The 23681-nt window shown below is 63.3% G+C and carries 26 protein-coding genes; 13 read left to right on the plus strand and 13 right to left on the minus strand.

The features are described 5' to 3' along the window. The 4 genes from H146_RS18185 to H146_RS18190 all read left to right on the plus strand — a co-directional run. Positions 1-845 (plus strand): group II intron maturase-specific domain-containing protein (locus H146_RS18185; RefSeq protein WP_019950203.1); only part of this gene is annotated, 845 nt, incomplete at its 5' end. Positions 846-1020: 175 nt separating this feature from the next. Next, positions 1021-1260, plus strand: a complete 240-nt coding sequence (locus H146_RS0102180) for a ribbon-helix-helix domain-containing protein (RefSeq protein WP_019950204.1) — start codon at positions 1021-1023, stop codon at positions 1258-1260. Beyond that, complete coding sequence (locus H146_RS0102185) at positions 1260-1670, plus strand: putative toxin-antitoxin system toxin component, PIN family (protein WP_019950205.1); 411 nt, start codon at positions 1260-1262, stop codon at positions 1668-1670. Before H146_RS0102180 ends, H146_RS0102185 begins: the two co-directional genes overlap by 1 nt. Positions 1671-1857: 187 nt before the next feature. After that, on the plus strand, positions 1858-2313 hold the full coding sequence (locus H146_RS18190) for a nitrilase-related carbon-nitrogen hydrolase (protein ID WP_019950207.1): 456 nt from the start codon (positions 1858-1860) through the stop codon (positions 2311-2313). A 6-nt stretch (positions 2314-2319) separates the two neighbouring features. Here H146_RS18190 and H146_RS0102200 read toward each other — a convergent pair whose 3' ends face one another. Genes H146_RS0102200 through gloB form a run of 5 tightly spaced genes read right to left on the minus strand, consistent with a single transcriptional unit; the run spans position 2320 to position 8710 of the window. Beyond that, positions 2320-3927: an ABC transporter ATP-binding protein gene (locus H146_RS0102200; protein ID WP_019950208.1), complete on the minus strand. Its 1608-nt coding sequence runs from the start codon at positions 3925-3927 to the stop codon at positions 2320-2322. Then, positions 3924-4991 (minus strand): ABC transporter permease, encoded by a 1068-nt coding sequence (locus H146_RS0102205; protein WP_019950209.1) that lies wholly within the window; start codon positions 4989-4991, stop codon positions 3924-3926. The genes H146_RS0102200 and H146_RS0102205 overlap by 4 nt, the downstream gene beginning before the upstream one ends. Before the next feature lie 4 nt (positions 4992-4995). Beyond that, positions 4996-6066 (minus strand): microcin C ABC transporter permease YejB, encoded by a 1071-nt coding sequence (locus tag H146_RS0102210; RefSeq protein ID WP_019950210.1) that lies wholly within the window; start codon positions 6064-6066, stop codon positions 4996-4998. Between the two features lies 1 nt (position 6067). Further along, positions 6068-7939 carry an extracellular solute-binding protein gene (locus H146_RS0102215; RefSeq protein ID WP_019950211.1) on the minus strand — a complete coding sequence of 624 codons (1872 nt, stop codon included), beginning with the start codon at positions 7937-7939 and terminating at the stop codon, positions 6068-6070. Positions 7940-7942: 3 nt separating this feature from the next. Next, positions 7943-8710 (minus strand): hydroxyacylglutathione hydrolase, encoded by a 768-nt coding sequence (gloB, locus tag H146_RS0102220; RefSeq protein ID WP_026351690.1) that lies wholly within the window; start codon positions 8708-8710, stop codon positions 7943-7945. A 63-nt stretch (positions 8711-8773) separates the two neighbouring features. Between gloB and H146_RS18195 the strand changes: the two genes are divergently transcribed. The 4 genes from H146_RS18195 to nudC all read left to right on the plus strand — a co-directional run bounded on the left by H146_RS18195 (position 8774) and on the right by nudC (position 11693). Continuing rightward, a complete protein-coding gene (locus H146_RS18195; protein WP_019950213.1) occupies positions 8774-9598 on the plus strand; it encodes a class I SAM-dependent methyltransferase in 825 nt (274 codons plus the stop codon). A gap of 85 nt (positions 9599-9683) precedes the next feature. Beyond that, the gene (gene rnhA, locus H146_RS0102230; protein ID WP_019950214.1) at positions 9684-10154 is read left to right on the plus strand and encodes a ribonuclease HI; all 471 of its coding nucleotides are present in this window, start codon (positions 9684-9686) and stop codon (positions 10152-10154) included. Further along, complete coding sequence (dnaQ, locus tag H146_RS0102235; protein WP_019950215.1) at positions 10151-10924, plus strand: DNA polymerase III subunit epsilon; 774 nt, start codon at positions 10151-10153, stop codon at positions 10922-10924. Before rnhA ends, dnaQ begins: the two co-directional genes overlap by 4 nt. Continuing rightward, positions 10917-11693 (plus strand): NAD(+) diphosphatase, encoded by a 777-nt coding sequence (gene nudC, locus H146_RS0102240; RefSeq protein ID WP_019950216.1) that lies wholly within the window; start codon positions 10917-10919, stop codon positions 11691-11693. The genes dnaQ and nudC overlap by 8 nt, the downstream gene beginning before the upstream one ends. A 6-nt stretch (positions 11694-11699) precedes the next feature. Here the strand turns inward: nudC and H146_RS0102245 are convergent, their stop codons facing one another. Then, entirely contained in the window at positions 11700-12005 is a 306-nt protein-coding gene (locus H146_RS0102245) for an SCP2 sterol-binding domain-containing protein (protein WP_169433453.1), read from the minus strand. 157 nt (positions 12006-12162) lie between these two features. Between H146_RS0102245 and sohB the strand changes: the two genes are divergently transcribed. Continuing rightward, positions 12163-13206, plus strand: coding sequence for a protease SohB (sohB, locus tag H146_RS0102250; RefSeq protein ID WP_019950218.1), 1044 nt, complete (start codon positions 12163-12165; stop codon positions 13204-13206). 15 nt (positions 13207-13221) lie between these two features. On the opposite strand, the gene H146_RS0102255 is transcribed toward sohB, so the two are convergent. After that, positions 13222-13539, minus strand: a complete 318-nt coding sequence (locus tag H146_RS0102255) for an ArsR/SmtB family transcription factor (RefSeq protein ID WP_019950219.1) — start codon at positions 13537-13539, stop codon at positions 13222-13224. Positions 13540-14010: 471 nt separating this feature from the next. Between H146_RS0102255 and H146_RS0102260 the strand changes: the two genes are divergently transcribed. Then, on the plus strand, positions 14011-14835 hold the full coding sequence (locus tag H146_RS0102260; protein WP_019950220.1) for an alpha/beta fold hydrolase: 825 nt from the start codon (positions 14011-14013) through the stop codon (positions 14833-14835). Here the strand turns inward: H146_RS0102260 and H146_RS20135 are convergent. From H146_RS20135 to H146_RS0102285, 5 genes are all read right to left on the minus strand, one after another. After that, positions 14816-16378 (minus strand): exonuclease domain-containing protein, encoded by a 1563-nt coding sequence (locus H146_RS20135; protein ID WP_019950221.1) that lies wholly within the window; start codon positions 16376-16378, stop codon positions 14816-14818. The two genes, H146_RS0102260 and H146_RS20135, sit on opposite strands and share 20 nt — an antisense overlap. Positions 16379-16393: 15 nt before the next feature. Next, positions 16394-16864 (minus strand): manganese-binding transcriptional regulator MntR, encoded by a 471-nt coding sequence (gene mntR, locus H146_RS0102270; RefSeq protein WP_281169588.1) that lies wholly within the window; start codon positions 16862-16864, stop codon positions 16394-16396. Positions 16865-16946: 82 nt separating this feature from the next. After that, complete coding sequence (locus tag H146_RS0102275; protein WP_019950223.1) at positions 16947-17951, minus strand: ABC transporter substrate-binding protein; 1005 nt, start codon at positions 17949-17951, stop codon at positions 16947-16949. 31 nt (positions 17952-17982) lie between these two features. Continuing rightward, positions 17983-18753: an ABC transporter permease gene (locus H146_RS0102280; RefSeq protein WP_019950224.1), complete on the minus strand. Its 771-nt coding sequence runs from the start codon at positions 18751-18753 to the stop codon at positions 17983-17985. Further along, entirely contained in the window at positions 18750-19532 is a 783-nt protein-coding gene (locus tag H146_RS0102285; RefSeq protein WP_019950225.1) for an ABC transporter ATP-binding protein, read from the minus strand. Before H146_RS0102285 ends, H146_RS0102280 begins: the two co-directional genes overlap by 4 nt. 309 nt (positions 19533-19841) lie before the next feature. On the opposite strand from H146_RS0102285, the gene H146_RS0102290 reads away from it, so the two are divergent. Beyond that, complete coding sequence (locus H146_RS0102290; RefSeq protein ID WP_019950226.1) at positions 19842-20693, plus strand: hypothetical protein; 852 nt, start codon at positions 19842-19844, stop codon at positions 20691-20693. Between the two features lie 88 nt (positions 20694-20781). After that, positions 20782-22491, plus strand: coding sequence for a potassium/proton antiporter (locus H146_RS0102295; protein WP_019950227.1), 1710 nt, complete (start codon positions 20782-20784; stop codon positions 22489-22491). An 83-nt stretch (positions 22492-22574) separates the two neighbouring features. Here the strand turns inward: H146_RS0102295 and H146_RS0102300 are convergent, their stop codons facing one another. After that, entirely contained in the window at positions 22575-22826 is a 252-nt protein-coding gene (locus H146_RS0102300; protein ID WP_019950228.1) for a hypothetical protein, read from the minus strand. 181 nt (positions 22827-23007) lie between these two features. Here H146_RS0102300 and H146_RS0102305 point away from each other — a divergent pair, with 181 nt between their 5' ends. After that, a complete protein-coding gene (locus H146_RS0102305; protein ID WP_019950229.1) occupies positions 23008-23625 on the plus strand; it encodes a LysE family translocator in 618 nt (205 codons plus the stop codon). Positions 23626-23681: the final 56 nt, after the last annotated feature.

The following is a 23681-nucleotide window of genomic DNA, read 5'->3' on the forward strand; positions in this document are numbered from 1 at the left end:
CGAAATGTTTCGACACGTTAAACCACGACCTGATTATCCGCCAGTTCCGCCAAAGGATCACGGACGGCAGTGTGTTGTCGCTGCTGCGCCAGTGCCTGGAAAGCGGCGTGATGGTGGGTGACCACCTTGAAGAGACGGCGCTGGGCAGCCCTCAGGGCGGCGTGATCAGTCCGCTGATCGCCAACGTCTACCTGGACGCCTTCGACCAGTTCATGAAAGCGCGGGGTCATCGAATCGTCCGCTACGCGGACGATATCCTGATCCTGTGCGGCTCACAGGCTGGAGCGGAGAATGCGTTGAGGGTAGCCCAGGGCTATCTGGAGGGTGAACTGAAGCTGACAGTTAACGCCACCAAAACCCACATCGCGCACAGCGATGAGGGGGTCAAGTTCCTGGGCGTGGTGATCCACACCAGGTACACCCGCATCCAGGAAAAGAAGGTGGTGAAGCTCAAGCAGAAAGTGAAAGCGTTGACGAAGCGCAATCGAAGGGCGGGACTGGCGGAGACCATCCGCGAGCTAAATCCTGTACTGAGAGGCTTCGCCAATTACTTCCGGGTAGCGAACTGCGCACGGGTGCTAAAACAGATGATGAGCTGGATCAGGCGACGACTTCGTTGTCTCCAGCTCAAACAGTGGAAGAAGCCGAGTCGGCTGCATCGAAGGCTTAAACAGCTGGGCTACCGCCCGCCGTTCAAGTTTATCAAGATGCAAAGCTGGCGAAACGCGGCGTCACCGCTGGCCCATCTGGCGATACCCAACGCCTACCTGCATGACGATCTGAGGTTGCTGGACTTAACCCAGGTCAAAACGGGCATCACTGTCCTCGAGTTCGGGGTAAGTTAATGGCATGAGCCGTATACGTGGCCCGTATGTACGGTTCTGTGAGAGGGATGAGGCGGTAACGCCTCACCCTACTCGATTTCGTCTGTATAGGGGTCGTTTAATCGAACCATTGCCATGCCGGAAAGGTCAGCGTATAAACACATAAACAAATAAACACCTATCGCGGGAGATCATCATGGAAACCGTTCGCTGGAACGTCGCCGTCTCGGCTGACACCGACCAGTCGCTGCGCATGTTTCTTGCCAGCCAGGGCGGTGGCCGGAAAGGCGACCTGTCGCGCTTCATCGAGGAAGCTGTACGCGCCCACATCCTGGAGTTGAGTGCCGAGCAGGCCAAGGCCGCCAACGCCCACCTGAGCGAGACAGCGGTGGCGGACGCGATTGACGAAGCGCTCACCTGGGCGCGTAAACGCTGATGCGGGTCGTACTGGATAGCAACATTCTGTTCAGTGCCCTGATTTCGCCTCACAGCGCGCCCGATGCGATCTACCGGGCCTGGCGAGCGGCACGCTTCGAGGTGATCACCTCGCGCATGCAGCTCGATGAAATCCGCCGGGCCAGCCGCTACCCCAAACTCCAGGCCATTCTCCAGCCCGCCAGGGTTGGCACCATGATCAACAACCTGCAAAGGGCTGTGGTACTGGAGCGTCTGGGCATTGAGGCCGAAGCCGACGATCCGGACGACGCCTTTCTGCTGGCCATGGCCGTCGAAGGCGAGGCAGACTACCTGGTGACCGGGGATCGTCGCGCCGGTCTGTTGCAACGAGGTCACGTCGGGCGCACGCGAATCGTCACGCCTGCCCGGTTCTGTGCCGAGGTGCTGTGATCGATACCGGTTGGCTTTCTGACGCACCTCACGGACTCAACTTCACCCACGCCGACGAGCTCAACAGGCTGCTTATCGACTTCCTGGGTGACGATCGCTGAAAAACGGGATCGCCGGGGTGTTATGATGCCGTCACTCCGGCGCGCTGAACAGCGTGTCTCTCGTCCAACGATGATGGATCAAGGTCATGAGTGAGCTGAGAACCACCCTGGTACAGGCCGATCTGCGCTGGGAGGAGATCGACACCAACTGCCAGCTGCTTGACGAGTGGCTGCAGGACATCACCGCAAGCGATCTGCTCGTGCTGCCCGAGATGTTCGCCACCGGATTCACCATGGCGCCGGAACGCATGGCCGAGACCATGGCAGAGAGCCGCGCGGTGGCCTGGATGCAGCGCACCGCCGAGTCGCACGACGCCGTTGTAACCGGCAGCGTGGCGATCAGAGAGAATGGCCATCATTTCAACCGGCTGATCTGGGCACGCCCGGACGGCAGTATGGTCACCTACGACAAGCGCCATCTATTCCGCATGGGCGAGGAGAACGACCACTACGCCGCCGGCAATCAGCGCTGTATCGTCGAACTCAACGGCTTCCTTCCTGCCCACATGGACGCCGACCGTTTTAACCTGGTCGTCGACTGAAGCGGCTCACCCACCACTCCCCGCAGGATAAAACGCCGCCGCTACCAGACTCTGCGTGTAGGGGTGGCGGGGGCGCTCGATGGCTTCAAGAGCCTCACCCTGTTCGACCACCGCGCCCTCCTTCAGCACGATGACGCGATGCGCCATCGCCTTCACCACTGCCAGATCGTGGCTGATGAAGAGATAGCCCAGTCCGCGTTCGTGCTGCAGGCGGCGCAGCAGTTCGATCAGCTGACGCTGCACGCTGCGGTCCAGCGACGAAGTGGGCTCATCAAGTACCAGCACTTCGGGGTCGAGAATCAGCGCCCGGGCCAGGGCAATGCGAGCGCGCTGGCCGCCGGAAAACTCGTGCGGGTAGCGCGCCAGCTGGGCGGCGTCGATACCGGTCGCCGCCAGAGTCTCGGTGACGCGCTTGCGTACCTCATCGTCGCTCAGTTCAGGGCGGTGATAGCGCAGCCCCTCGCTGACGATATCGATCACCATCATGCGCGGCGACAACGAGCCGAAGGGGTCCTGAAAGACCACCTGAGCGTGGCGGCGCCTGGCGCGCAGTGCACTGCCGGAGAGGCGGTCAAGGCGCTCCTCGCCGAGGGTAATCTCGCCCTCGGCGCTGATCAGGCGCAGCAGCGCCTGGCTCAGGGTGCTCTTGCCGGAGCCTGATTCGCCGACAATTCCCAGCGTCTCGCCGCGCCGCAGTTCCAATGACAGCGGCGCTACCGCCACGAAGGGCGGCGGACGACGCCCCAGCAGCGGCCGCGGGCGGGGGAAAGTGACCGATAGTTCACGCGCCGACAGCACTACTGGCGCGTTCCCGACCAGCGGCGCCGGTACACCGCTCGGTTCGGCCTCGATCAGCTCGCGGGTATAGAGACTCACCGGACGGTCGAACACCTCACGCGTCGCACCGCTCTCCTGCAGCCGCCCCTGATGCATGACGCAGACCCGGTCCGCCCAGCGCCGTACCAGGTTGAGATCGTGGGTGATCAGCAGCAGCGCCATGCCCAGCTCAGCGGAGAGTTCGCGCAGTAGAGCGAGAATCTCTCCGGCGACGGTGACGTCCAGGGCGGCAGTGGGCTCGTCGGCGATCAGCAGCCGCGGCCGGTTGGCAATGGCGATGGCGATCACTACCCGCTGGCGCTGACCACCGGAAAGCTCGTGCGGCCAGGCGTCGATCAGCTGTTCGGGACGCGGTAGCCTGACCTGCGTCATAAGCGCCAGTACGCGCTCGCGAAGGCGCCGGCCACGCAGGTTCTGATGTAGTCGCAGTGCCTCGCCGATCTGGCGCCCCACCCGGTGCAACGGATTTAGCGCGCTCATCGGCTCCTGAAACACCACGCCTACGGCGCCGCCGTGCAACTGCTGCCAGTCGCGCTTGCCCAGCCGACTCAAATCGCGCTCTTCCAGCCAGCGCCCACCACGCACGCTGATGCCGGGTGGAGTCAGATTGATCGCCGCCATCGCCGTCAGTGTCTTGCCGGAGCCGGACTCGCCCACCAGTGCCAGGGTCTCGCCGGCCGCCAGCTCGAGACTGACCCCCTTGACCAGCGGCGTGTCGCCGGCACTGACCTGCAGTTTTTCCAGTGCCAGCAACGGCACCCCGGTTTTCTCGCTCATGCGCCGCCTCCCGCCACCGCGCCGGCGGGTAGCGCGGTATGACGCGGATCGAAGGCGTCGCGCAGTCCCTCACCGATAAACACCAACAGCGACAGCATGATCGCCAGCGTCATGAAGGCGGTAATGCCCAGCCAGGGCGCCTGCAGATTGTTCTTGCCCTGGGCGACCAGCTCCCCCAGCGAGGGCGCCCCCGGCGGCAGACCGAAGCCGAGAAAATCAAGCGCGGTGAGAGTGGTAATGGCGCCGGTGAATATGAAAGGCAGAAAGGTGAGGGTAGAGACCATGGCGTTGGGCAGCACATGGCGCCACATGATCAGCCGCGCCGGCAGTCCCATGGCGCGGGCGGCACGCACATAGTCGAGATTACGCGCGCGCAGGAACTCGGCGCGCACGATATCCACCAGCCCCAGCCACGAAAAGGCCACCATGATCAGCGCCAGCCACCATACGCTGGGCACCACCAGGCTCGACAGGATAATCAGGATGAACAGCATCGGCAGCCCCGACCACAGCTCGATTACCCGCTGGCCGACCAGGTCCACCCTGCCGCCGAAGTAGCCCTGCAGGGCGCCGATCAGCACGCCGATCAGCACCGAGCCGGCGGTCACCAGCGCTGCAAACAGCACCGACAGGCGAAAGCCGTAGATCACCCGCGCCAGCACATCGCGCCCCTGGTCGTCGGTGCCCAGCCAGTGGGTCAGGCCGGGCGCCGCCGGTGCCGGGGTGTTGAGGGCCATGTCGATGGTGTCATAGGAGAACGGGATCGGTGCGCGGATCAGCCAGCCGTGTTCGCGAATCAGCGCGATCACCGCCGGGTCGCTGTACAGCGCGGTGGTAGGTAAAAAGCCGCCGAAAACGGTTTCCGGGTAGTCGAACAGCAGCGGCCAGTACCACTGACCGTTAAAGCGCACTACCAGCGGCACATCGTTGGCGATCAGCTCGGCAAAAAGCGTGATGCCGAACAGCAGCAGAAACAGCCAGCCGGCCACCACCGCACGCCGGTTGGCGCGAAAGGCAGCGAGGCGGCGGCGGGTGATCGGCGACAGGGGGCGACGTGCGAACATGGTGTCAGCTCTCCCGCCTTTCGAAATCGATACGTGGGTCGATCGCCACGTAGGTGAGATCGGAGATCAGTTTCAGCACCAGACCGATCAGGGTAAACAGAAACAGCGTGCCGAAGATGACCGGATAGTCACGCTGCAGCACCGCCTCATAGCCCAGCAGGCCGAGACCGTCGAGGGAGAAGAGCACCTCGATCAGCAGTGCGCCGGTAAAAAAGATGCCGATCAGCGCCGAGGGCAGCCCGGCAATCACGATCAGCATGGCGTTACGGAACACATGGCCGTAAAGCTGGCGTCGTTCGGAAGCACCCTTGGCGCGGGCGGTCAGCACATACTGCTTGTGAATCTCGTCGAGAAAGCTGTTTTTGGTCAGAAAGGTGAGGGTGGCGAAGCTGCCGATCGACAGTGCCAGCACCGGCAGGGTGATGTGCCAGAAGTAGTCGCCCACCTTGCCCAGCGGCGACAGCGCGTCGAAGTCGGGCGACACCAGCCCGCGCAGCGGAAACCAGTCCAGATAGCTGCCGCCGGCAAAGACCACGATCAAAAGCAGCGCGAACAGAAACCCCGGCACCGCATAGCCCACCACCACCAGCGCCGAGCTCCAGATATCGAAGCGGCTGCCGTGGCGCACCGCCTTGAAGATGCCCAGCGGCAGCGAAATCAGATAGACCAGCAGAGTGCTCCACAGCCCCAGCGATATGGAGACCGGCAGACGCTCGACGATCAGCTCTGTGACACTGCCACCGCGAAAGAAGCTGTCGCCGAAATCGAAGCGTGCGTAGTTGCCTACCATCAGCATGAAACGCTGCCACAAAGGCTGATCGAAACCGAACTGCTGCTCCAGCTGTTCGACGTAGGCCTGATCGATGCCGCGGGTGCCGCGCTGCGCCTCGCCACTGGCGACGATGCCATCGCTGTTGCCGCCCAGGGTGGCGCCGGCGCTGACGCCTTCGATGCGCGACAGCATCTGCTCCACCGGACCGCCCGGCGCCGCCTGTACGATCAGAAAATTGAGCAACAGCACCGCAATCAGGGTAGGGATCATCAGCAGCAGACGGATGACGATATAGCGGGCCATGTCACTCCTCCTGCGCGGCTTCGATGTCGGCGGCGGCGTTCGGTATCACCCACCAGCTGTCGAGGTCGAGACCGTAAGCCGGTTCACGCTCGGGCTGGCCAAACTTTTTCCAGTAAGCGAGCCGGATCACCGGGCTGTGGTACTGCAAAATGACATAGAAACTCCAGCGCAGCACCCTATCCAGCGCCCGGGTAGCGGTATTGAGCGCCTCGCGGGTATTGGCGGCGATGATTTTGTTCACCAGATCGTCGACCGCCGGGCTCTGAATGCCGGCAAGATTGCGGCTGCCGGGACGTTCGGCAAATTCGCTGGTCCAGTATTCACGCTGTTCGTTGCCGGGATTGTTGCTCTGGGCGATCATCGCAGTGGTCATGTCGAAGTCGAACTGACGCAGGCGCACGATATACTGGCTGGGGTCGACCACGCGCAGATTGACCTCGATACCCAGCCGCGCCAGATTGCGCACCAGCGGCAGTGCCACACGCTCGAGGCCGCCGTCGTAGAGCAGCAGTTCGAAGGCCAGCGGCGCACCGGTTGCCGTATCGATCATGCGATTGTTGCGCACCTCATAACCCGCTTCACGCAGCAGCGATAGCGCCTTTTTGAGGCGTGGCCGTAACCCTTCGGGCTCGTCGACGGGCAGCGGCTGATCGAACACCTCGGGTGGCAACTCATCGCGCCATGGCGTCAGCAGGGCACGTTCGGCGGGGCCGGGCAGTCCTTCGGCGGCCATCGGTGAGTTGTCGAAATAGCCCCTGGTGCGGGCGTACTGGCCGTAAAAGAGATTACGATTGAGCCACTCGAAATCGAACGCCAGCCCCAGTGCCTCGCGTACCCGGCGGTCCTTGAAGACCCCGCGGCGCAGGTTCATGACGAAAGCCTGCATCGGCGCCGGGGTATGGTCCTCGATTTCGGCGCGCTCGATCAGCCCGCGGCGGGCGGCGGGAAAGTCGTAGCCGGTCGCCCAGGTACCGGCGCTGTTCTCAATGCGCAGATCGACTCGCCCGGAGCGAAAGGCGGCCATCGCCACGCTGGGCTCGCGGTAGTAGTCGAAGACGCGACGGGCGATATTGTAACGGCCGACATTGACCGGCAGATCGGCACCCCAGTAATCGTCGACGTGTCGATAGACGATGCGCTGGCCCGGCTCGACCGCGTCAATGCGATACGGCCCGGAGCCCATCAACGGCTTGAGCGTGGGTGACTCGAAATCCCGCGCAGCCAGATCCTCGGCCGACAGCACCGGCATCTGACCCACGATCAGCGGTAGCTCGCGGGAGCTGTTGTCAGCGAAGTCGAAGCGTACCGTGAAAGGGGAGACCAGCGTCAACTCGGTCACCTCGGCCCAGTAACCGCGATAAAGCGGCGAGCCGTGCTCGCGCAGGGTTTCAAAGGTGGCGATGACATCCTCGGCGGTGACCGGTGAACCGTCGTGAAAACGGGCGCGGGAGTCGATGTCGATCTCCATCCAGCGCCGCTGCGGGTCGAGGCGAATGCCGGATGCGAGCAGCCCGTACATGGTGAAGGGCTCGTCGGGGGAGTTGACCATCAGCGAGTCGTAGGGCAATCCGCCGAAGGCGTTGAGGCCGGCCGCCGCGCTGCCGCGCACGATGAAGGGGTTGAGAGAGTCAAAACCGCCACTCGCCGCACGCACCATCTCGCCACCCTGTGGTGCCTGTGGGTTGACCCATGGAAAGTGGTCGAAGTCTGCCGGTAGTTCGGGCTCGCCGTAAAGCGACAGGCCATGAACGGTAGGCACCTCGTCGGGCACCGCCGCAAACGTGGTTGGCGTCGTTGTAATGAGCAATGCGGCCAGTGCAGCGGCCAGTATCGATGCCCTGGAGATTGGCGACGACAGACGAGCGATCTGCATCGTTCAGAAGCGATCCTTCCAGGCGCGCAGGGTGGCAAAAGTCGTCGCAGCGTCGCCGCTTTCGCCGTGGGCAGCGGCAGCCTGCTGTACGCCCTCGAGGTGCGCGCGCATGAAGGGGTTGATGGCTTTCTCGCGGCCAATATTGCTGGGCAGGGTGGGGCGGTTCATGTCGCGGGCCCGCTGGCACTCCGCGAAGAGTTCATCGCGCAGCGCGTTGTCGGGCTCGGCGGCGCGGGCAAACTTCAGGTTGGCCAGGGTATATTCGTGGGCACCGAACACCAGCGTATCGTCGTCGAGCGCTGCAAAGCGCGACAGGGCTGTAAACATCTGTTCGGGCGTGCCCTCGAACAGCCGTCCGCAGCCGCCGCAAAAGAGGGTATCGGCGCAGAACAGCAGCGAGGGTGTGCCGCTGGAGAGATAGGACACATGATCCAGCGTATGCCCCGGCGTCTCCATCACCTCGAACTGACGTCCCAGCAGGCGGAAGCTGTCGCCCTCGCGCACGGTCTCGTCAATTGCGGCGATACGTGGGTTGTCGGGGCCGATCACCCGGGCGCCGTAGCGCGCCTTGAGCGCCTCGACGCCGCCGGTGTGATCATGATGGTGATGGGTAATCAGAATGGCTTCCAGCCCTGATCCCTGCTTGTCGAGATAGTCGATGACCGGCTGCGCCTCGCCCGGATCCACGACCACCACGGCGCCGATACTGTCCTGCTGCATGACCCAGATATAATTGTCCTGCAACGCCGGTAGTGGTTTAACGGTCAACATGACATCCTCGAAAGCGTCGAAAGGTGTTCTCAAAAGCGCTAACCATGCGACCAGGGGGCCTGCATGTCAAACGATCACGCGACCGATGCGCGCTTCTCACAGCGCCTGGCGGCCGGACGGCACTACTGGCAGAGCCCGCGCGGCCAGCGACAGTGGCGCGCCGAGCGAAGCGGCCTCGCAGAGGTAATAGCACGCTGTGGCGGTCAGCAGGCGCTGGAGCTGGGGTTTGCCCCTACGCTGCTGTCGCAGTCACCGATACGCCACTGCATGCGCTGGGCCGAGGCAATCGACAGCGCCGAGCAGGCCGCGACGCTGGTCTGCCGCCCCGACGCGCTGCCGTTGGCCGACGAGTCGCTGGATCTCACGCTGGTGCATCATCTGCTGGAGATTGCCCCCGACCCCAAAAGCCTGCTGCGCGAAGCCGCGCGGGTGACCAACGACAGCGGCCGACTGCTGGTGATTGGCTGGCATCCGCTGGGTATCTCCGGCCCGCGGCGGCTGTTCAGGCGGCCCTGCGGATTTCACCACAGCGGCGAGTGGATCAGCGTGCACCGCATGCGCGACTGGCTGGGCTTTGTCGATTTCGAAATCGAGCGCCTCGGCTACAGCGGCTATCTGCCCTTCGACAATACCCCCGAGTGGTTGGCAATGGAGAAGTGGGGACAGCGCTATAACCTGCCGCTGGGGCGCGCCTGGATGATCAGCGCCAGGCGGCGCGGCTGCCGCATGATTCCCCTGCGTCGCCGCTTCAACCCCGGCGCCATTCTTGGTGCCCGCCAGGCGGGCCTTGCTGCCGTGGGGCGCTGGCCGGCGCTCGATGAACGAGCCGCAGGCGCCGCCCGGGTCGCCAGCGTGCGCTTCAGCGCCAATGACGAGCCGGCCCCTTGAGCGTTGAAATGGCGTTCCACAGCGGCCGCCGCGGCCGGTATTATGGGAGCACTTTTTATCTCCTTATCCCCCGGCGAGGCTGCCCGTGTGCGAAGAAACATCCCGGTCCGAAGTCATCATTTATACCGACGGCGGCTGTCGCGGCAACCCCGGCCCGGGCGGCTGGGGCGCCGTGCTGCGCAGCGGCGATCATGAAAAACAGCTCAACGGCGGCGAGGCCGATACCACCAACAACCGCATGGAGCTGACCGCTGCCATCGAAGCGCTGCGGGCCCTTAACAAGCCCTGCCGAGTGGCACTGTGGACCGATTCGCAGTATCTGCGCCAGGGCATTACCCAGTGGATTCATGGCTGGGTCAAAAAGGGCTGGAAGACCGCCGCCAAAAAGCCGGTCAAGAACGCCGAGCTGTGGCAGGCGCTGCTGGAACAGACCCGCCGCCACGAGGTCGAATGGCACTGGGTCAAGGGCCACGCCGGCCACGAGGGCAACGAGCTGGCCGATCAGCTCGCCAACCGGGCGATGGATGAACTGAAAGCCGGAGAGCCGACATCATGAGACAGATCATTCTGGATACCGAGACCACCGGTATCGAGGTGCGCGACGGCCACCGCCTGATCGAGATCGGCGGCGTCGAGGTCATTAACCGGCGCCTGACCGGCCGTCACTACCACCAGTACATCAATCCCGAGCGCGACATCGAGCCCGAAGCGATCGAAGTGCACGGCATCACCGACGCGCGGGTTGCCAACGAGCCGGTATTCGCCGAGATCGCCGAAGACTTCTGGGCGTTCGTGCGCGGCGCCGAGCTGGTGATTCACAACGCCCCCTTCGACGTCGGTTTCCTCGACAGCGAGTTCCAGCGCCTGGGGCGCGACGACCTCGGCCCGATCGCATCGGGCTGCCGGGTGCTGGATACCCTGAAGATGGCACGTGACCGTCATCCGGGGCAGCGCAACAATCTCGATGCCCTGTGCAAGCGCTACGATATCGACAACGGCCACCGCGAGCTGCACGGCGCCCTGCTCGACGCCGAGATTCTGGCCGATGTCTATCTCGCCATGACCGGCGGTCAGACCGCGTTGACGCTGGGTGCCGAGGGGCACAGTAACAGCGAAGAGAACAACACGCAGCAGAGCGGCGGCTTCGCTATCCGTCGTCTTGGTGCCGGCCGGCCACGCCTGCGAGTGATCAACGCCAGCGACGCCGAACTTGAGGCGCATCAGCGCAAGCTGGCCGGACTGCGCGAACACAGCGGCGCCTGTTTGTGGGATAACCTGGAAGAGAACCCCGGCGAAGCCGCTACCGCGGAGCAGCGCGGTGCTTGAGCGAGACCTCGCGGGCCTCGCCGACTGCCGCGCGGGCTATTTGATCCGGGTAGGCGAGGAGGGCGTTGCCGACAACGGTCAGGGCGGTATCGTCCAGTCCCCGGATCGCTGGCCGCAGGGTGCTATCGCACTGGGCCGCTGGCAGGGCGAGCCGCTGGCCGTCATCGCCGAAACCGGCGAGGCGCACTGGCCGACACCGCGGGAGTGGCTGGCAAGGCTCGACGAGCGCGATTTCGCGCTGATCTCCACCGCCCTGCAGGTGGTGCGCTGGGCGCGCGACCACCGCTTCTGCGGCCGCTGCGGCGGCGCCATGCGCCAGCGCCCGGGCGAATTCATGATGCAGTGCACGAAGTGCGGCTTGCGCAGCTATCCGCGCATTTCGCCCTGCATTATTACCCTGGTGACCTGGCGTGACCGGCTGCTGCTGGCGCGCAGCCCGCGCTTTGCCGCCGGGCGCTTCTCGACGCTTGCCGGCTTCATCGAGCCCGGTGAATCCGCCGAGGAGGCGGTGCGCCGTGAAGTGCTTGAAGAAGTCGGGGTACAGGTGGGGCGCATCAGCTACTATCGCAGCCAGTCCTGGCCGATGCCCCACTCGTTGATGCTGGGCTTTTACGCCGAAGCCGCCAGCCGCGAACTACGCGTCGATGGTGTCGAGATCGAGGCAGCGGACTGGTTCGACGCCAACACGCTGCCCGGTCTGCCGCCGTCCTACTCGATCTCGCGCGGGCTGATCGAAAACTTCCTGCGGGGCACGGCGCGCCGTGAATAGCGCCGCTCAGCTGCCGTCGCGGCGACGGAACAGCCGCGTCATTCTCGCTGCCAGCATGATGTCGCCCCGGGCTCTGAGCTTGCCTGACATGACCGCCTGCATGCCGCTCAACTCCTTGTTCATCAGCCGTTCGAGCGTGTTTCTGGAGGCCATCAGGGTCACCGAAGGGGAGTCGTGAACCCCCTCCTCGATTTCAAGGTGGCCGTAGTGAATGGCCAGAAAATAGCGAGGCCCTTCGTCGAGTTCGAGCTGCAGCACTTCGTTGACATCACGAGCGGCTTCGGCATCAAAGCGTTCGTGAAGTCTGGCCATCAGCGGCGCATTATCCATCATTATCCTCTGTTCTCTACCCGAGCGCCGTCATTCTAGCAGCCACCGCGACAGCAGCAGAAATTCGTCTGTTGGCCTGCGCGAGCCCGGGCCGTTTCAGCCACCGCAGTTTTTCAGCAGCAAGAAGGGAGAAGGCAACGTGATCGAATGGTTTTCCGACTATGCCCTGTTTCTGGCGCAGTGCATGACCGTCGTGGCAGCAGTAGCGGCGGTCGCCGTGATTATCGCCAAAAGCCGTAACCAACATCAGCAACGCGGCGGCCGCCTGCAGATTCGCGACCGCGGCGAGCATTTCCGCCGCCACCGTGAAGCGCTGGAAGATGCCAGCCACGCGGCGGGCGCGCAGAGCAAACGCATCAAGGCGCGTCACAAAGCGCGTAAAGCGCAGCGCAAGACGGAAAGCCGACAGCAAGAAGCACGTCGGCCGGTGATCTGGGTGCTGGACTTCAACGGCGATCTGCGCGCGTCTCGATTACCCGCCTTCACCGAGGAGATATCGGCCATTCTACTGGCTGCGGAAGAGGGCGACAGGGTGCTGCTGCGGCTGGAGTCCGGCGGCGGGCTGGTACATGCCTACGGCCTGGCCGGCGCGCAGCTCGACCGTCTGCGCCAGGCAGGACTGGAGCTGACCGTCAGCGTCGACCGGGTCGCCGCCAGTGGCGGCTACATGATGGCATGCTGTGCCGATCGGCTGTTGGCCGCCCCCTTTGCGGTTATTGGCTCGATCGGCGTGGTCGCCCAGATTCCCAACCTGCATCGCTTTCTGAAAAAGAACGATGTCGACGTCGAAGTCATGACCGCCGGACGCCACAAGCGCACCCTGACGCTACTGGGCGAGAACAGCGAAGAGGGGCGTCGGAAATTTCTGGAAGACCTCGAACAGACCCACGAGCTTTTCAAGTCGTGGGTAAGCGAGCGCCGCCCGCAACTGGATATCGAAGCCGTCAGCGAAGGCGAAATATGGTACGGCCAGCGGGCGCTGGAGCGGGCGTTGATCGATGAGGTCACTACCAGCGATAGCTGGCTGCAAACGTGCAGCGAGCAGTGGCGGATACTGGAAGTATCGCTCAAGCCGCAGCGCTCGCTGGCCGAGCGCCTCGGTCGTGGCAGCAGCGCCGCTCTCGAGCGAGGCATCGACAGCGCAATCGAGCGCCTCGCGCGGCTACGTTTCGAAAAGCAGTAGCGGCATGCCCCGCGTTCAGGCCCTGGCCAGTCGGGACAGCGTATCGATGACCGCTTCGGCCTGGCCGCCACAGAGCGAATAGTAAATGACCTGGGAGCTGCGCCGCGTACTGACCAACGATTCGCGGCGCAGTACGGCCAGATGCTGTGACAGGGCCGATTGACTGAGATCGAGCCGGCTGTTGAGCTGAGAAACGGACATTTCGCCGGCTCTCAGCAGGCACAGAATGCGCAGACGATTTTCGTTGGCCATCGCCTTGAGAAGAGGGGTCGAATCGAGAATACCCGCATCGCACTCCCCTGATGCGAACGGCATAGCGGCGGCTTGATTCATTGCATACACCTCATTGAAAGCTTCACTCCCCGGTATTGCGATATCTGCACCCTGTGGCGCCGGAAGGGCAGGCGCTTGCTGACAGAGGCTATCGGTCGATAGATCGGAAGCAGGGATATCGCTATTTTTAATAGTTTTCGATAATAGAAAGAGCATCACAACAACTAACTGAGCTAAAGTTTAAACACAAAAAGTAACCTCTTAACCAGTGGAATTTAAATGCATCAATTATTTATTAGCACGCTTAATATATTATTGTTAATTAAATCTCCGGGATAACGCATTCGATGAGGACATTGAGTCGGCCACTGGCCGCGCGGGCCAGCGACCCGCTTTTCCGACATGCTGGGTACGGATTTTTCCATCACGGTCGGTCCGTCTATCCTGTCACCTGAACGACCGGTGTGATCGACACACCATGAACGGGCTTGTCGCCCCCTTGAACGATATGAACTCAACGGTAGAAATGGCATGACTAAAGCGCTCAACTATCGCGACTCAGGCGCGATCGAGACCGGGGCCAGCCCACTGGTGGTACTCCATGGTCTGTTTGGCAGCGCCGACAACTGGCGCTCGCATATTCGTCAATGGCAGGGCAACCGTCGCGTGATTGCCGTCGATCTGCGCAACCACGGTCAGTCGCCGCATATCGACGGCATGAGCTACCAGGCCATGGCAGAAGATGTCGTCGCCGTCATGGACCGACTGGATATCGAAAAATTCGACCTACTCGGCCACTCGATGGGCGGCAAGGTGGCGATGACGCTGGCACGCCGGCATCCCGAGCGGGTAGCCCGGCTGGTCGTGGCGGATGTCGCCCCCATTGCCTACGAACACGGCCACGACGATATTTTTCGCGCCCATCGGCTGGTCGAGGATGCCATGCCCGAGTCGCGACGCGAAGCGGACGAGGCGATGGCGGAAGCGGTCGATGACCGCATGACGCGTCAGTTCCTCGCCACCAATCTGGTGCGCGACGACCAGGGCGTGCTCGTCTGGCGTGTGGGACTCGACGAGATCGAGGCAGGCTACGCCGATATTGCCGCAGCGCCGGGAGGCGAATCAGCCTGGGAAGGACCGGCCCTGTTACTGCGCGGCGAGCGTTCGCATTACGTTCCCGACAGCGTGCTGGAAGCGGTGCGTGCCGTACTGCCGCAGGTGCGCATCGAAACCATTGCCGATGCCGGTCACTGGCTGCACGCCGAACAGCCCGAGGCGTTCATGCGCGCGGTCAACGCCTTTCTGAACCAGGACCAGCGCGCCCCCCTCGGCGTCGTTACGCCGCCGGCTCGATAACGTCGATATTATCGGGTTGGTCGTGCAGAAAACGGGTCAGAATCTTGTAGGTATCCACGTCAAAAGCGACCTGTTGAGCCTCCGGCTGTTCGTCCGGATGCGCCACGCTGCCGAGATAACACCAGTGATCCACCAGGTGATAGACCGCTTCGCCGTCGGCTGCACATTCGCGAAACGCGACCCGCCCGCGCCAGGGCCAGCTCTGCACCCGCAGCCGCTCCAGCGCCTCGCGAGCCCGTCTTTCGTGTACATCAAGGCTCTCTTCGCCGCAGCAGGCACCGCGACAGCGCTTGATCTGATAGGCGAAGCAGCGTCCGCTGCCGCGCTCCAGCCCCATCACCCGCGGGCAGAGGGCATGCTGCTCGACGATCGACGACAGTGCCCTGGTGGCTTCCTTGCGGGAACGGAACATGCCGTAAAGCGGCCCGCCGCTCAGGAAATGCTGCATAAATGCCTGCGCGAGCGAATCGCTTCGTTGCGTGGTACTCGAAAAATCGCCTAACCTCATGTTATGTCTCGTTTTCTGCGTTCCATGCGCCTCGCGCTTCATCTCGCTCGTCGATTTATTCAGCGCTTTCCCCATGCTGTTGAGCGTCTCCTGACCCACCAGTACGGGCGCCGTCGTGCCATGCGGCCACTGCCAGCTGGTCAGCGCGCCGCGCCGGCGCAGTCGACGGTTGTGGATCGGCGTCAACTGCTTGATGAGCCGCGCTTCGAGAAGCTGAGCACCCAGGTCACCGGCGGTTTCTATCCAGTCGAGATCGCGAATCTGCTGGCAGAGCTTCATCTCCCGGTCGCTGGCATGATCGCTGCTGAAATGATCCAGCACGCGCGAGCGCAGATTGACGCTCTTGCCGACATACAGTGGCAGCTTGTTATGACCGTAAAACAGGTACACGCCGGGGCGCGCCGGTAGCTCATCCAGCAGGCCGGGATCGAGGTCGGCAGGCAGGCTGCGGCGACGCTGCTGATCCGCCACCAGTCGCTCGATCAGATCGACATCGTGGTGGCCGGCCCAGTACTGCCATAGCGAGACAAGCGTCTGTGCATCTCCCAACGCTCGGTGGCGCGGCGGATGACAGGGCAGTCCGTGGCGCTCGATCAGTGCGTCGAGACCGTGGCGAGCGTGCTCGGGATCGAGCGCGCGCGACAGCTTGAGGGTACAGATCACCCGTCGTCGAAAGGGGCGCTCAAGGCGGCGAAATTCGTTGCGCAGGAAGCTGTAATCGAAGCGGGCATTATGCGCTACCAGCGGGTCTTCACCCAGCCATTCGGCAAAATCGTCGGCGACCGCAGCAAAGCCCGGTGCGCCAGCCACCATGGCATTATCAATGCCGGTCAGTGCGGCAATGCGCGCGGGAATATCGGTTTGCGGATCGATCAGGCGGGTGAAACGATCGACAATTTCACCGTCGACTACACGTAGCGCGGCGATTTCGGTAATACGGTCGCGCGTAGCGCGAGTGCCGGTGGTTTCCAGATCGATGAAGACCAGTGGCGTATCCGCCAGCGGGGCGTGAGCGCCGAGAACCGCAGACGACATGGCACTCCTTTTTTGTCAGCGCTCGTCCGGGTGCTGGACGCCAGAAGGAATCAGATGCGGGTTTTCATCCAGAAAGCGGTGCATGGCCGCAACCGTTTCATCGCTGCAGTGGTGTTCAATGCCTTCGGAGTCGGCCCGCGCAATGCTTTCCGGCACCCCCAGCGCACGCAGCGCCTGCAGTACCACCCGATGTCGCGACGCGACCTTGTCGGCCAGCTGCTCGCCCTGCTCGGTCAAAAAGATACCGCGGTAGGGGCGGGCATTGACCAGTCCGTCGCGTTTCAGGCGAGCGATCACCTTGGAAACAGCCGCAGGGCTGACGCCGAAGCGCTCGGCCAGATCGCTGGCGCGCGCCTCACCCAGATGCCGGTGCAGATGGGCGATTTCTTCCACATAATCCTCGACCAGTTCGCGTTGATGGTCCTGGCGAACGCGTTCGAAGTGTTCGTGGTGGGAAGGTGATGGCATGAGTCTCTCTTGATCGATCGCCTGTATGCGCTCAACGTAACACAGAAAAGTTGACCGTTATAATAAGGAATGCAAATGCCGATGCGGCCACGAATGGCGGTCAGCGCGCCGCGCTGTCGCGCTCGGTATTGACGTCCTCGGCGAGCTGCGACACCGGCGTCAGCGAGTCGATGGCACCGCGTTCAAACAGAAACTGTTCAAACTGCCGATAGCGGCCGGTGTCCAGCGCCGCCGGACGCAGCGCAAAACGTGGCAGGCTGGCCTGCCAGGCGCGCCGGTTGACCTCGTTGTCGAGGGTGGGGTCGTAACCCTTGAAGACCTCCCAGCCCTCGTCAGGGTGGTTGATTATCCACATTGTGGCCTGCTCGACTGCGGCCAGAAAGCGGGAAATGGCTTCACGTCGCTGCTCCAGGCCGTTCCGGTTGGCGATGAAGATCAGCTCGTCATAGAGGGGAATGCCCTGCTCCTCGATAAAGAAAGGGCGACCCTCGACGCCCTCCTGCGCCAGCTGCGCCGGCTCGAAGTTGCGAAAGGCGCCCGTCACCGCATCCACGCGGCCGCTGATCAGCGCCGGCGTCAGGGCGAAGTTGACGTTGACCGGTTCAATATCGTCCATGCTCAAACCGGCGTTATTCAGCATCGCCTCGAGCAGCACCTCCTCGACGCCGCCTACCGAGTAGCCCACCTTTTTGCCCTTCAGATCGCTGAACTGCTCGATGTCGCTGTCGGCACGCACCATCAGCACGTTGAGCGGCGTGGCGATCAGGGTGCCGACGCGTTTGACCGGCAGCCCCTGGTCGACCTGCAGATGTAGCTGTGGCTGGTAACTGAGCGCCAGATCCTCACGGCCGGCGGCCACCAGCTTGGGCGGCGCGGTGGGGTCGGCGGGCGCCGAGATATTCACTTCAAGGCCACGATCGGCGAAAAATCCCTTCTCCTGCGCCACGATGATCGGAGCGTGAGTCGGGTTGACGTACCAGTCGAGCATCAGGTTCAGCGTCTCGGCAGGTGGCGGCGACAGGGGATCGCCGCTCTCCTCGGCAAAGGCACCGGCCGGCAGCAGCGTCACCAGCAGAGTGGTCAGTAGTATGCGCATCTTGTTCATTTTGAATCTCCATCGACAGAGCGAAACAGGGTCAGGGCGGCGCCGCGCCACCCTCGCGAAGGCGGTCGGGTTGCCAGGGCATCAGTGTCCGGCAGAGCCGGTCGACGCCGAAGTAGAGGGTGACGGTCATCACCACCAGCACCGCGAGGGCGGCAAACATCAGATCGGTCTGCATGCGGCCGTTGGCCTGCAGCATCAGGTAACCCAGCCCGGCGCTGGAGCCCACCCACTCGCCGATGATGGCACCGATCGGCGCGGCGGTCGCGGCCATGCGCAACCCCGAGGCGAGCGCCGGCAGGGCCGCAGGCAGCTGCACGCGCAGCAGTCGGCGCGCCGGCGAGGCCCCCATGGTGCGGGCCAGATCGAGCCAGCCGGGCTCGGTCTGACGCAGGCCGTCGTAGCAGGTCGAAGCCACCGGGAAATAGATGATCAGGGTCGCCATCACCACCTTTGATCCCGGCCCGTAACCGAACCACAGCACCAGAAGCGGTGCGATCGCGAAGACCGGAATCGCCTGGCTTATCAGTAACAGCGGCAATACCGTGGCGCGCAGAAACTGCCAGCGCGACAGCACAAGGGCGGTCGCGACGCCGAGCAGGCTGCCGCAGACGAAGCCGGCCAGAATCTCGCCCAGAGTGATCAGACCATGCTCGACAAGCAGCTCGGCCCGCGCGATCAGAGTCTCCAAAACCGCCACCGGTGACGGCAGCATATAGCGCGGTACGCCGGCCAGTGTCACCAGTTGCCAGAGTACCATCAGCACCGCAGTGGCCAGCAGCAAACGCCCCAGCGCGCGGGTCATGCGGCCACCTCGTCGAGCATCGCCAGCAGCCGGGCGTGGTTATTGCTCATGGCGGGGGTCGCGGGATCACGCGGCGCCGGCTGTGAGGGCACGTCAAGACTGTCGAGCCGTGCCGGCGTACCACGCATGACCAGGATCTGATTCGCCATGCGCAATGCCTCCAGCGGATCATGGGTGACCATGACCACCCGACGCCCGGCCAGCAGCCGATGGGCGAGAGCGTGCAGGTCCAGCCGGGTAAGGGCATCGAGCGCCGCGAAGGGCTCATCCATCAGCACCAGCGGTGCCGATTCGTAGAGCGTGCGGGCCAGCGCCACCCGGGAACGCTCGCCGCCGGAGAGGGTTTGCGGGTAGCGGCGCGCCGTATGGCCCAGCCCCACCTGTTCGAGCAGCGCCATGGCACGTTCGCGATCGGCGCGCTCGCCGCGCATCGCGGCACCCAGCGAGACGTTATCGATCACCCGCCGCCACGGCAGTAGCAGATCCTGCTGGGCCATCCAGGCCACTCGCAGATTCAGCGGTTGTCCGGCCCCATTGCCAACGCTCAGGGAAGCATCGGGCGCTACCGGCAGGCCGGCGATCATACGCAGCAACGAACTCTTGCCACAGCCGCTGCGTCCCAGCAGACAGGTCCAGCCGTGGGCCGGCAGCGTCATCGACAGGCCATCGAAAAGGCAGTGCTCGGTGAAGGCGAGACGCGCCGCCTCGATCCGCAGGACGCCGTCGTCGCAGTCCTGCAGGGTGTTGTTCGACGTCTGCCGGCTGGATGAAGATGGCATTCGGGCCCCCATGGGGCGAAGGGCACGCCGCAGCGCGATTCGAAATCCCTCCGCCGGTACAAACCGGATCAGGTGACGGACAGCGCGGCAGGGCAGGCGTACTGCGCGGCGCTGTCTTGCGGGTTGTGGCAGAACCACTCTCGGCATCCAGGGATGCACCCCGTTCGAATGGCACTGATTCTACTGGCCGGAAGGCGCCACCACCAGGGCTTTCCGTCGGCGCATTTCAGGCCTTGAGAAAGCACTTTGGCATCAGCGTGTTATTCTCGATAAACGGTCAAAAGGTTGTCATCGGATCAGAGGCGCATCATGCAGCCACCGCAGGAGCTTACCCAACGCCTGTCGTTTTTTCTCGATCGCCAGCTGGTGGCACAGCCGCTGGCCTTCGAGGATGCCTCCAACTGGCGCTGGAAAAGCGAATCGCTGTCGCCGGAGATGATCCGCATGGCCCGTACTGATCGCCGTGACCCTTTCTGGCACGGGCTGGACAGCCTGTTTGGCTTCGATCGCTGGCAGCATGCCGAAAACCTCACCCGACTGGCGGGTAGCCTGCCGCCCCGTCTTCCCCTGCTGCCGCTTCCCATGACATGGCTGGGGCGGCTGCAGGAAGCGCCGATCTGGAGCCTGCCCTGGCGCTCCGGGCGCACTGCCACCATGAACGGCCGTCTCGCCACGCTGCTGGGCGAACAGCTCGGTCGTCTGCACGCTGAACCGGTTTCCGGCTGGGGCCACCCGCTGTCCGAAGTTCGCTCACTGGAGAGCTGGCCACAGCAGCTGGCGCAGTATCTCGAGCGCCACCTGCCGGCGTCCGTGCGCCGCGAACTGCCCGAGCGCGTGCCCATCCCCGAGCGTGCCGTCTGGTGCCTGCCCGATCTGCGCGCCGATCAGTTCATCGAGGCCGCGACCGACTGGTGCTGGACCGACTGGGAGGCACTGGTGTGGGCGCCACTGGAGCTGGATTGGACGCTGATCGAGCTGCTGCTGAACGAGAACGGGCAACAGCAGGCCTTCATGGCACGCTACTGGCACTTCGGTGAGCCGGTGTCGATCGCCGCCCATCGCAGCAGCTGCCGGGCGCTATTGTGGAGCTTCAACTGTTTCGGGCCCTGCGACTGGGAGGCGGTCCGCGACGCCCCGCGCTGGCTCGGCTATAACGGCTGAAGAGCGCACGATGACAGCCCGCCTTGCATAGAAGAATGCGCTAATTCGTGCCAGACTTGTTATTACAAAAGGTTATGAAAGAAACGACGTGATCGATTTCAACAGCATCTTTCTGATCGGCGGCCTGTTGGTGGCGTTGAGCATTCTCGCCAGCCGTGTTTCGGCACGTGCCGGTCTACCGCTACTGCCGCTTTTCATGGGGATCGGCATGATCGCCGGTGTCGATGGGCTGGGGCTGGTCGATTTCGAGGACTATTCGCTGGCCTATCTGGTCGGCCAGCTGGCGCTGGCGATGATCCTGCTCGACGGCGGTCTGCGTACCCGGATGAACACCTTTCGCGTCGGCCTGCGCCCGGCGCTGTCGCTGGCCACCCTGGGGGTCTTTCTGACCAGCGGCATTACCGGGCTGTTCGCCATGTGGGTGTTCGATCTCAGCCTGCTGCAGGGCCTGCTGGTCGGCGCTATCGTCGGCTCTACCGACGCCGCGGCGGTCTTTTCGATGCTCAGTGGGCAGGGCGTCCACCTCAACGAGCGCGTGGGGGCGACGCTCGAGATCGAGTCGGGTACCAACGACCCGATGGCGATCTTTCTGACCCTGATCCTGTCGCAGACTCTGACCGGCGGGGTATCGGGGTTCGAAGAAACGCTTTTGATGTTTATCGAGCAGTTTGCCATCGGTGCGCTGGCCGGTATCGGCAGCGGCTGGCTGCTGGGGCGGCTGCTGCGCTGGCTCGATCTGGCACCGGGGCTCTACTCGCTGCTCGCCGCGGCCCTCGGCTTCAGCGTTTTTGCCATTACCAACATTCTGGGAGGCAGCGGCTTTCTGGCCATCTACCTGGCCGGGGTGATGATCGGCAACATTCGCGGCAAGCACCTCGAATTCATTCTGCCGGTACATGACGGTCTCGCCTGGCTGAGCCAGATCGGCCTGTTTCTGACCCTGGGGCTGCTGGTGACGCCCAGCGAGATGATCGACTACGCCTGGTCGAGCGTGGCGGTCGCGGTCGTGCTGATCTTCGTGGCACGGCCGCTGTCGGTGGTGCTGGGGCTCAAGCCGTTTTTCGGCTTTCGCTGGCGCGAACTGGCGTTTATCTCCTGGGTCGGGCTGCGTGGCGCGGTACCGATCGTGCTGGCGATCTTTCCGGTTATCGCCGGGGTGCAGAACGCGGCGCTGTATTTCAACGTGGCCTTCTTCGTGGTGCTGATCTCGCTGATGCTGCAGGGTACCACCCTGACGCACATGGCGCGCTGGCTCAAGGTCGAGGTGCCGGCCGACACCTCGCCGTCGCGGCGGCGGCTGCTGGGTATTCTGCCGCAGGATGACTACGAGATGTTTGTCTATGAGGTGGACAGCAGGCGCGTCGAGGATACGCCGCTGCGCATGCTGCGCTTTCCTTCCGGTGCGGTGGTGTCCGCCATCTTTCGCGACCACATGATGCTGCATCCCAGTGGCAGTACCCGGTTGCAACAGGGCGACGTGGCCTGCGTGATCGCCCGCACCGGTGACCTGCCGGCGATCAACCGGCTGTTCAACGGCGATGCCGAACTCAAGCGCGAGCGCGACTTTTTCGGCGCCTTTGCGCTCTCCGGCGATGCCGGCATGGGCGATGTCGCCGACGCCTACGGCCTGACGCTATCACGCTGGGAGCGCGAGGAGGCGCTGGGCGCCTTCATTGCCAGGCGTGTGGGCGGCTATCCGGTAGTGGGTGACGACGTCGACTGGCACGGCATTCACTGGGTGGTGCAGGAAGTGGACGGCAACCGGGTCATCAGGGTGGGGATTCGCCTGCACGGCTGAAAGAACGTGCGACAAGGCGTTTGCAGAGCAGGCGCCGTGAACAGACCCCGCAGCTCACGGGGTCCGTCAAAAGCGAACTGATGTCAGTTCACCACCTTCCACTTGTTGTTCTTCTGCGAAGTGTCGGGCAGCGGCTCATTGTCATAGTCGAGCACGATGCGTGTCGATTCGTCGAGCAGATCGCCCTGCGGCGTGCACTCCTGAAACTCGCCGATGAATCCCGGGCGCTGACCGGCCTCGTAAAGCCCCGGACGGCTGTTGCGGTCGTATTCGTTTTCGCGGTCCATGTTGCCCCTGGTGAAACCGCGTCCACTATCCCCCTGGCCGTTGCTCATCTCGCACTCCTTTTGCAGTGAAATCGCGCTGTTAATGAGACTAGACAAGCACTTTCGATGCTGCAACAGTAACGATATTGGTCACCGGAGATGATGGTCAGTAGCAATACTTCACGGCCCTTTGTCTAAACCTGCCGCGGAACACAACACAAGAATTACAACTCCTGAACGGAGCAGCATCATGATCGATTTATGGGTATTCATCCCCGCGTCCTTCGCGCTCAACCTTGCCTTCGGGCCCAACAACCTGATTGCCATGACCCATGGTGCCCAGAGAAGCATTACCTTCGCCGCTGTCGCCAGTATCGCGCGGCTTGCCGCCTTCGTTCCCATGATTGCGGCGAGCGCTCTTGGGTTGGGAGTGCTGCTGTCGGCCTCGGCAACGCTATTCACTATCGTCAAGATTGTCGGCGCGGCCTATCTCGTATGGATGGGAATAAAGCTTCTGCGCTCAACCCCCTCGGCGGCGGTGGATCATGAACATCTGAAACCGTCATTGGCAATGGCCTTCAGGAGAGAAGCCCTGATTGCGATCAGCAACCCCAAGGCCATCCTGATCTTCGCCGCTTTCTTTCCCCAGTTTGTCGACACCTCGAACTACTGGCTGAGCTATGCCGTTCTGGGGCTGATATTTGTTCTGCTCGAAGCGGTGGCGATTCTGATCTATGCCGCCGTCGGCCGTTTCGCAGCGGCTTTCGCATCGACAAGGCTGCACTGGTTTCAGCGCGCCTCGGGTGGCGGCATGATCGTTTTCGGCATGCTGCTTCTTTTCAGCCGCCAGCCGCGCGGGGCGGTGTGAGGAGACGGCAAGTGGCCCAAAATACGTCGCAACCCGCTACATCAGAACCACGCCTA

Source organism: Kushneria aurantia DSM 21353 (genome assembly GCF_000382245.1).
Lineage (GTDB): Bacteria > Pseudomonadota > Gammaproteobacteria > Pseudomonadales > Halomonadaceae > Kushneria > Kushneria aurantia.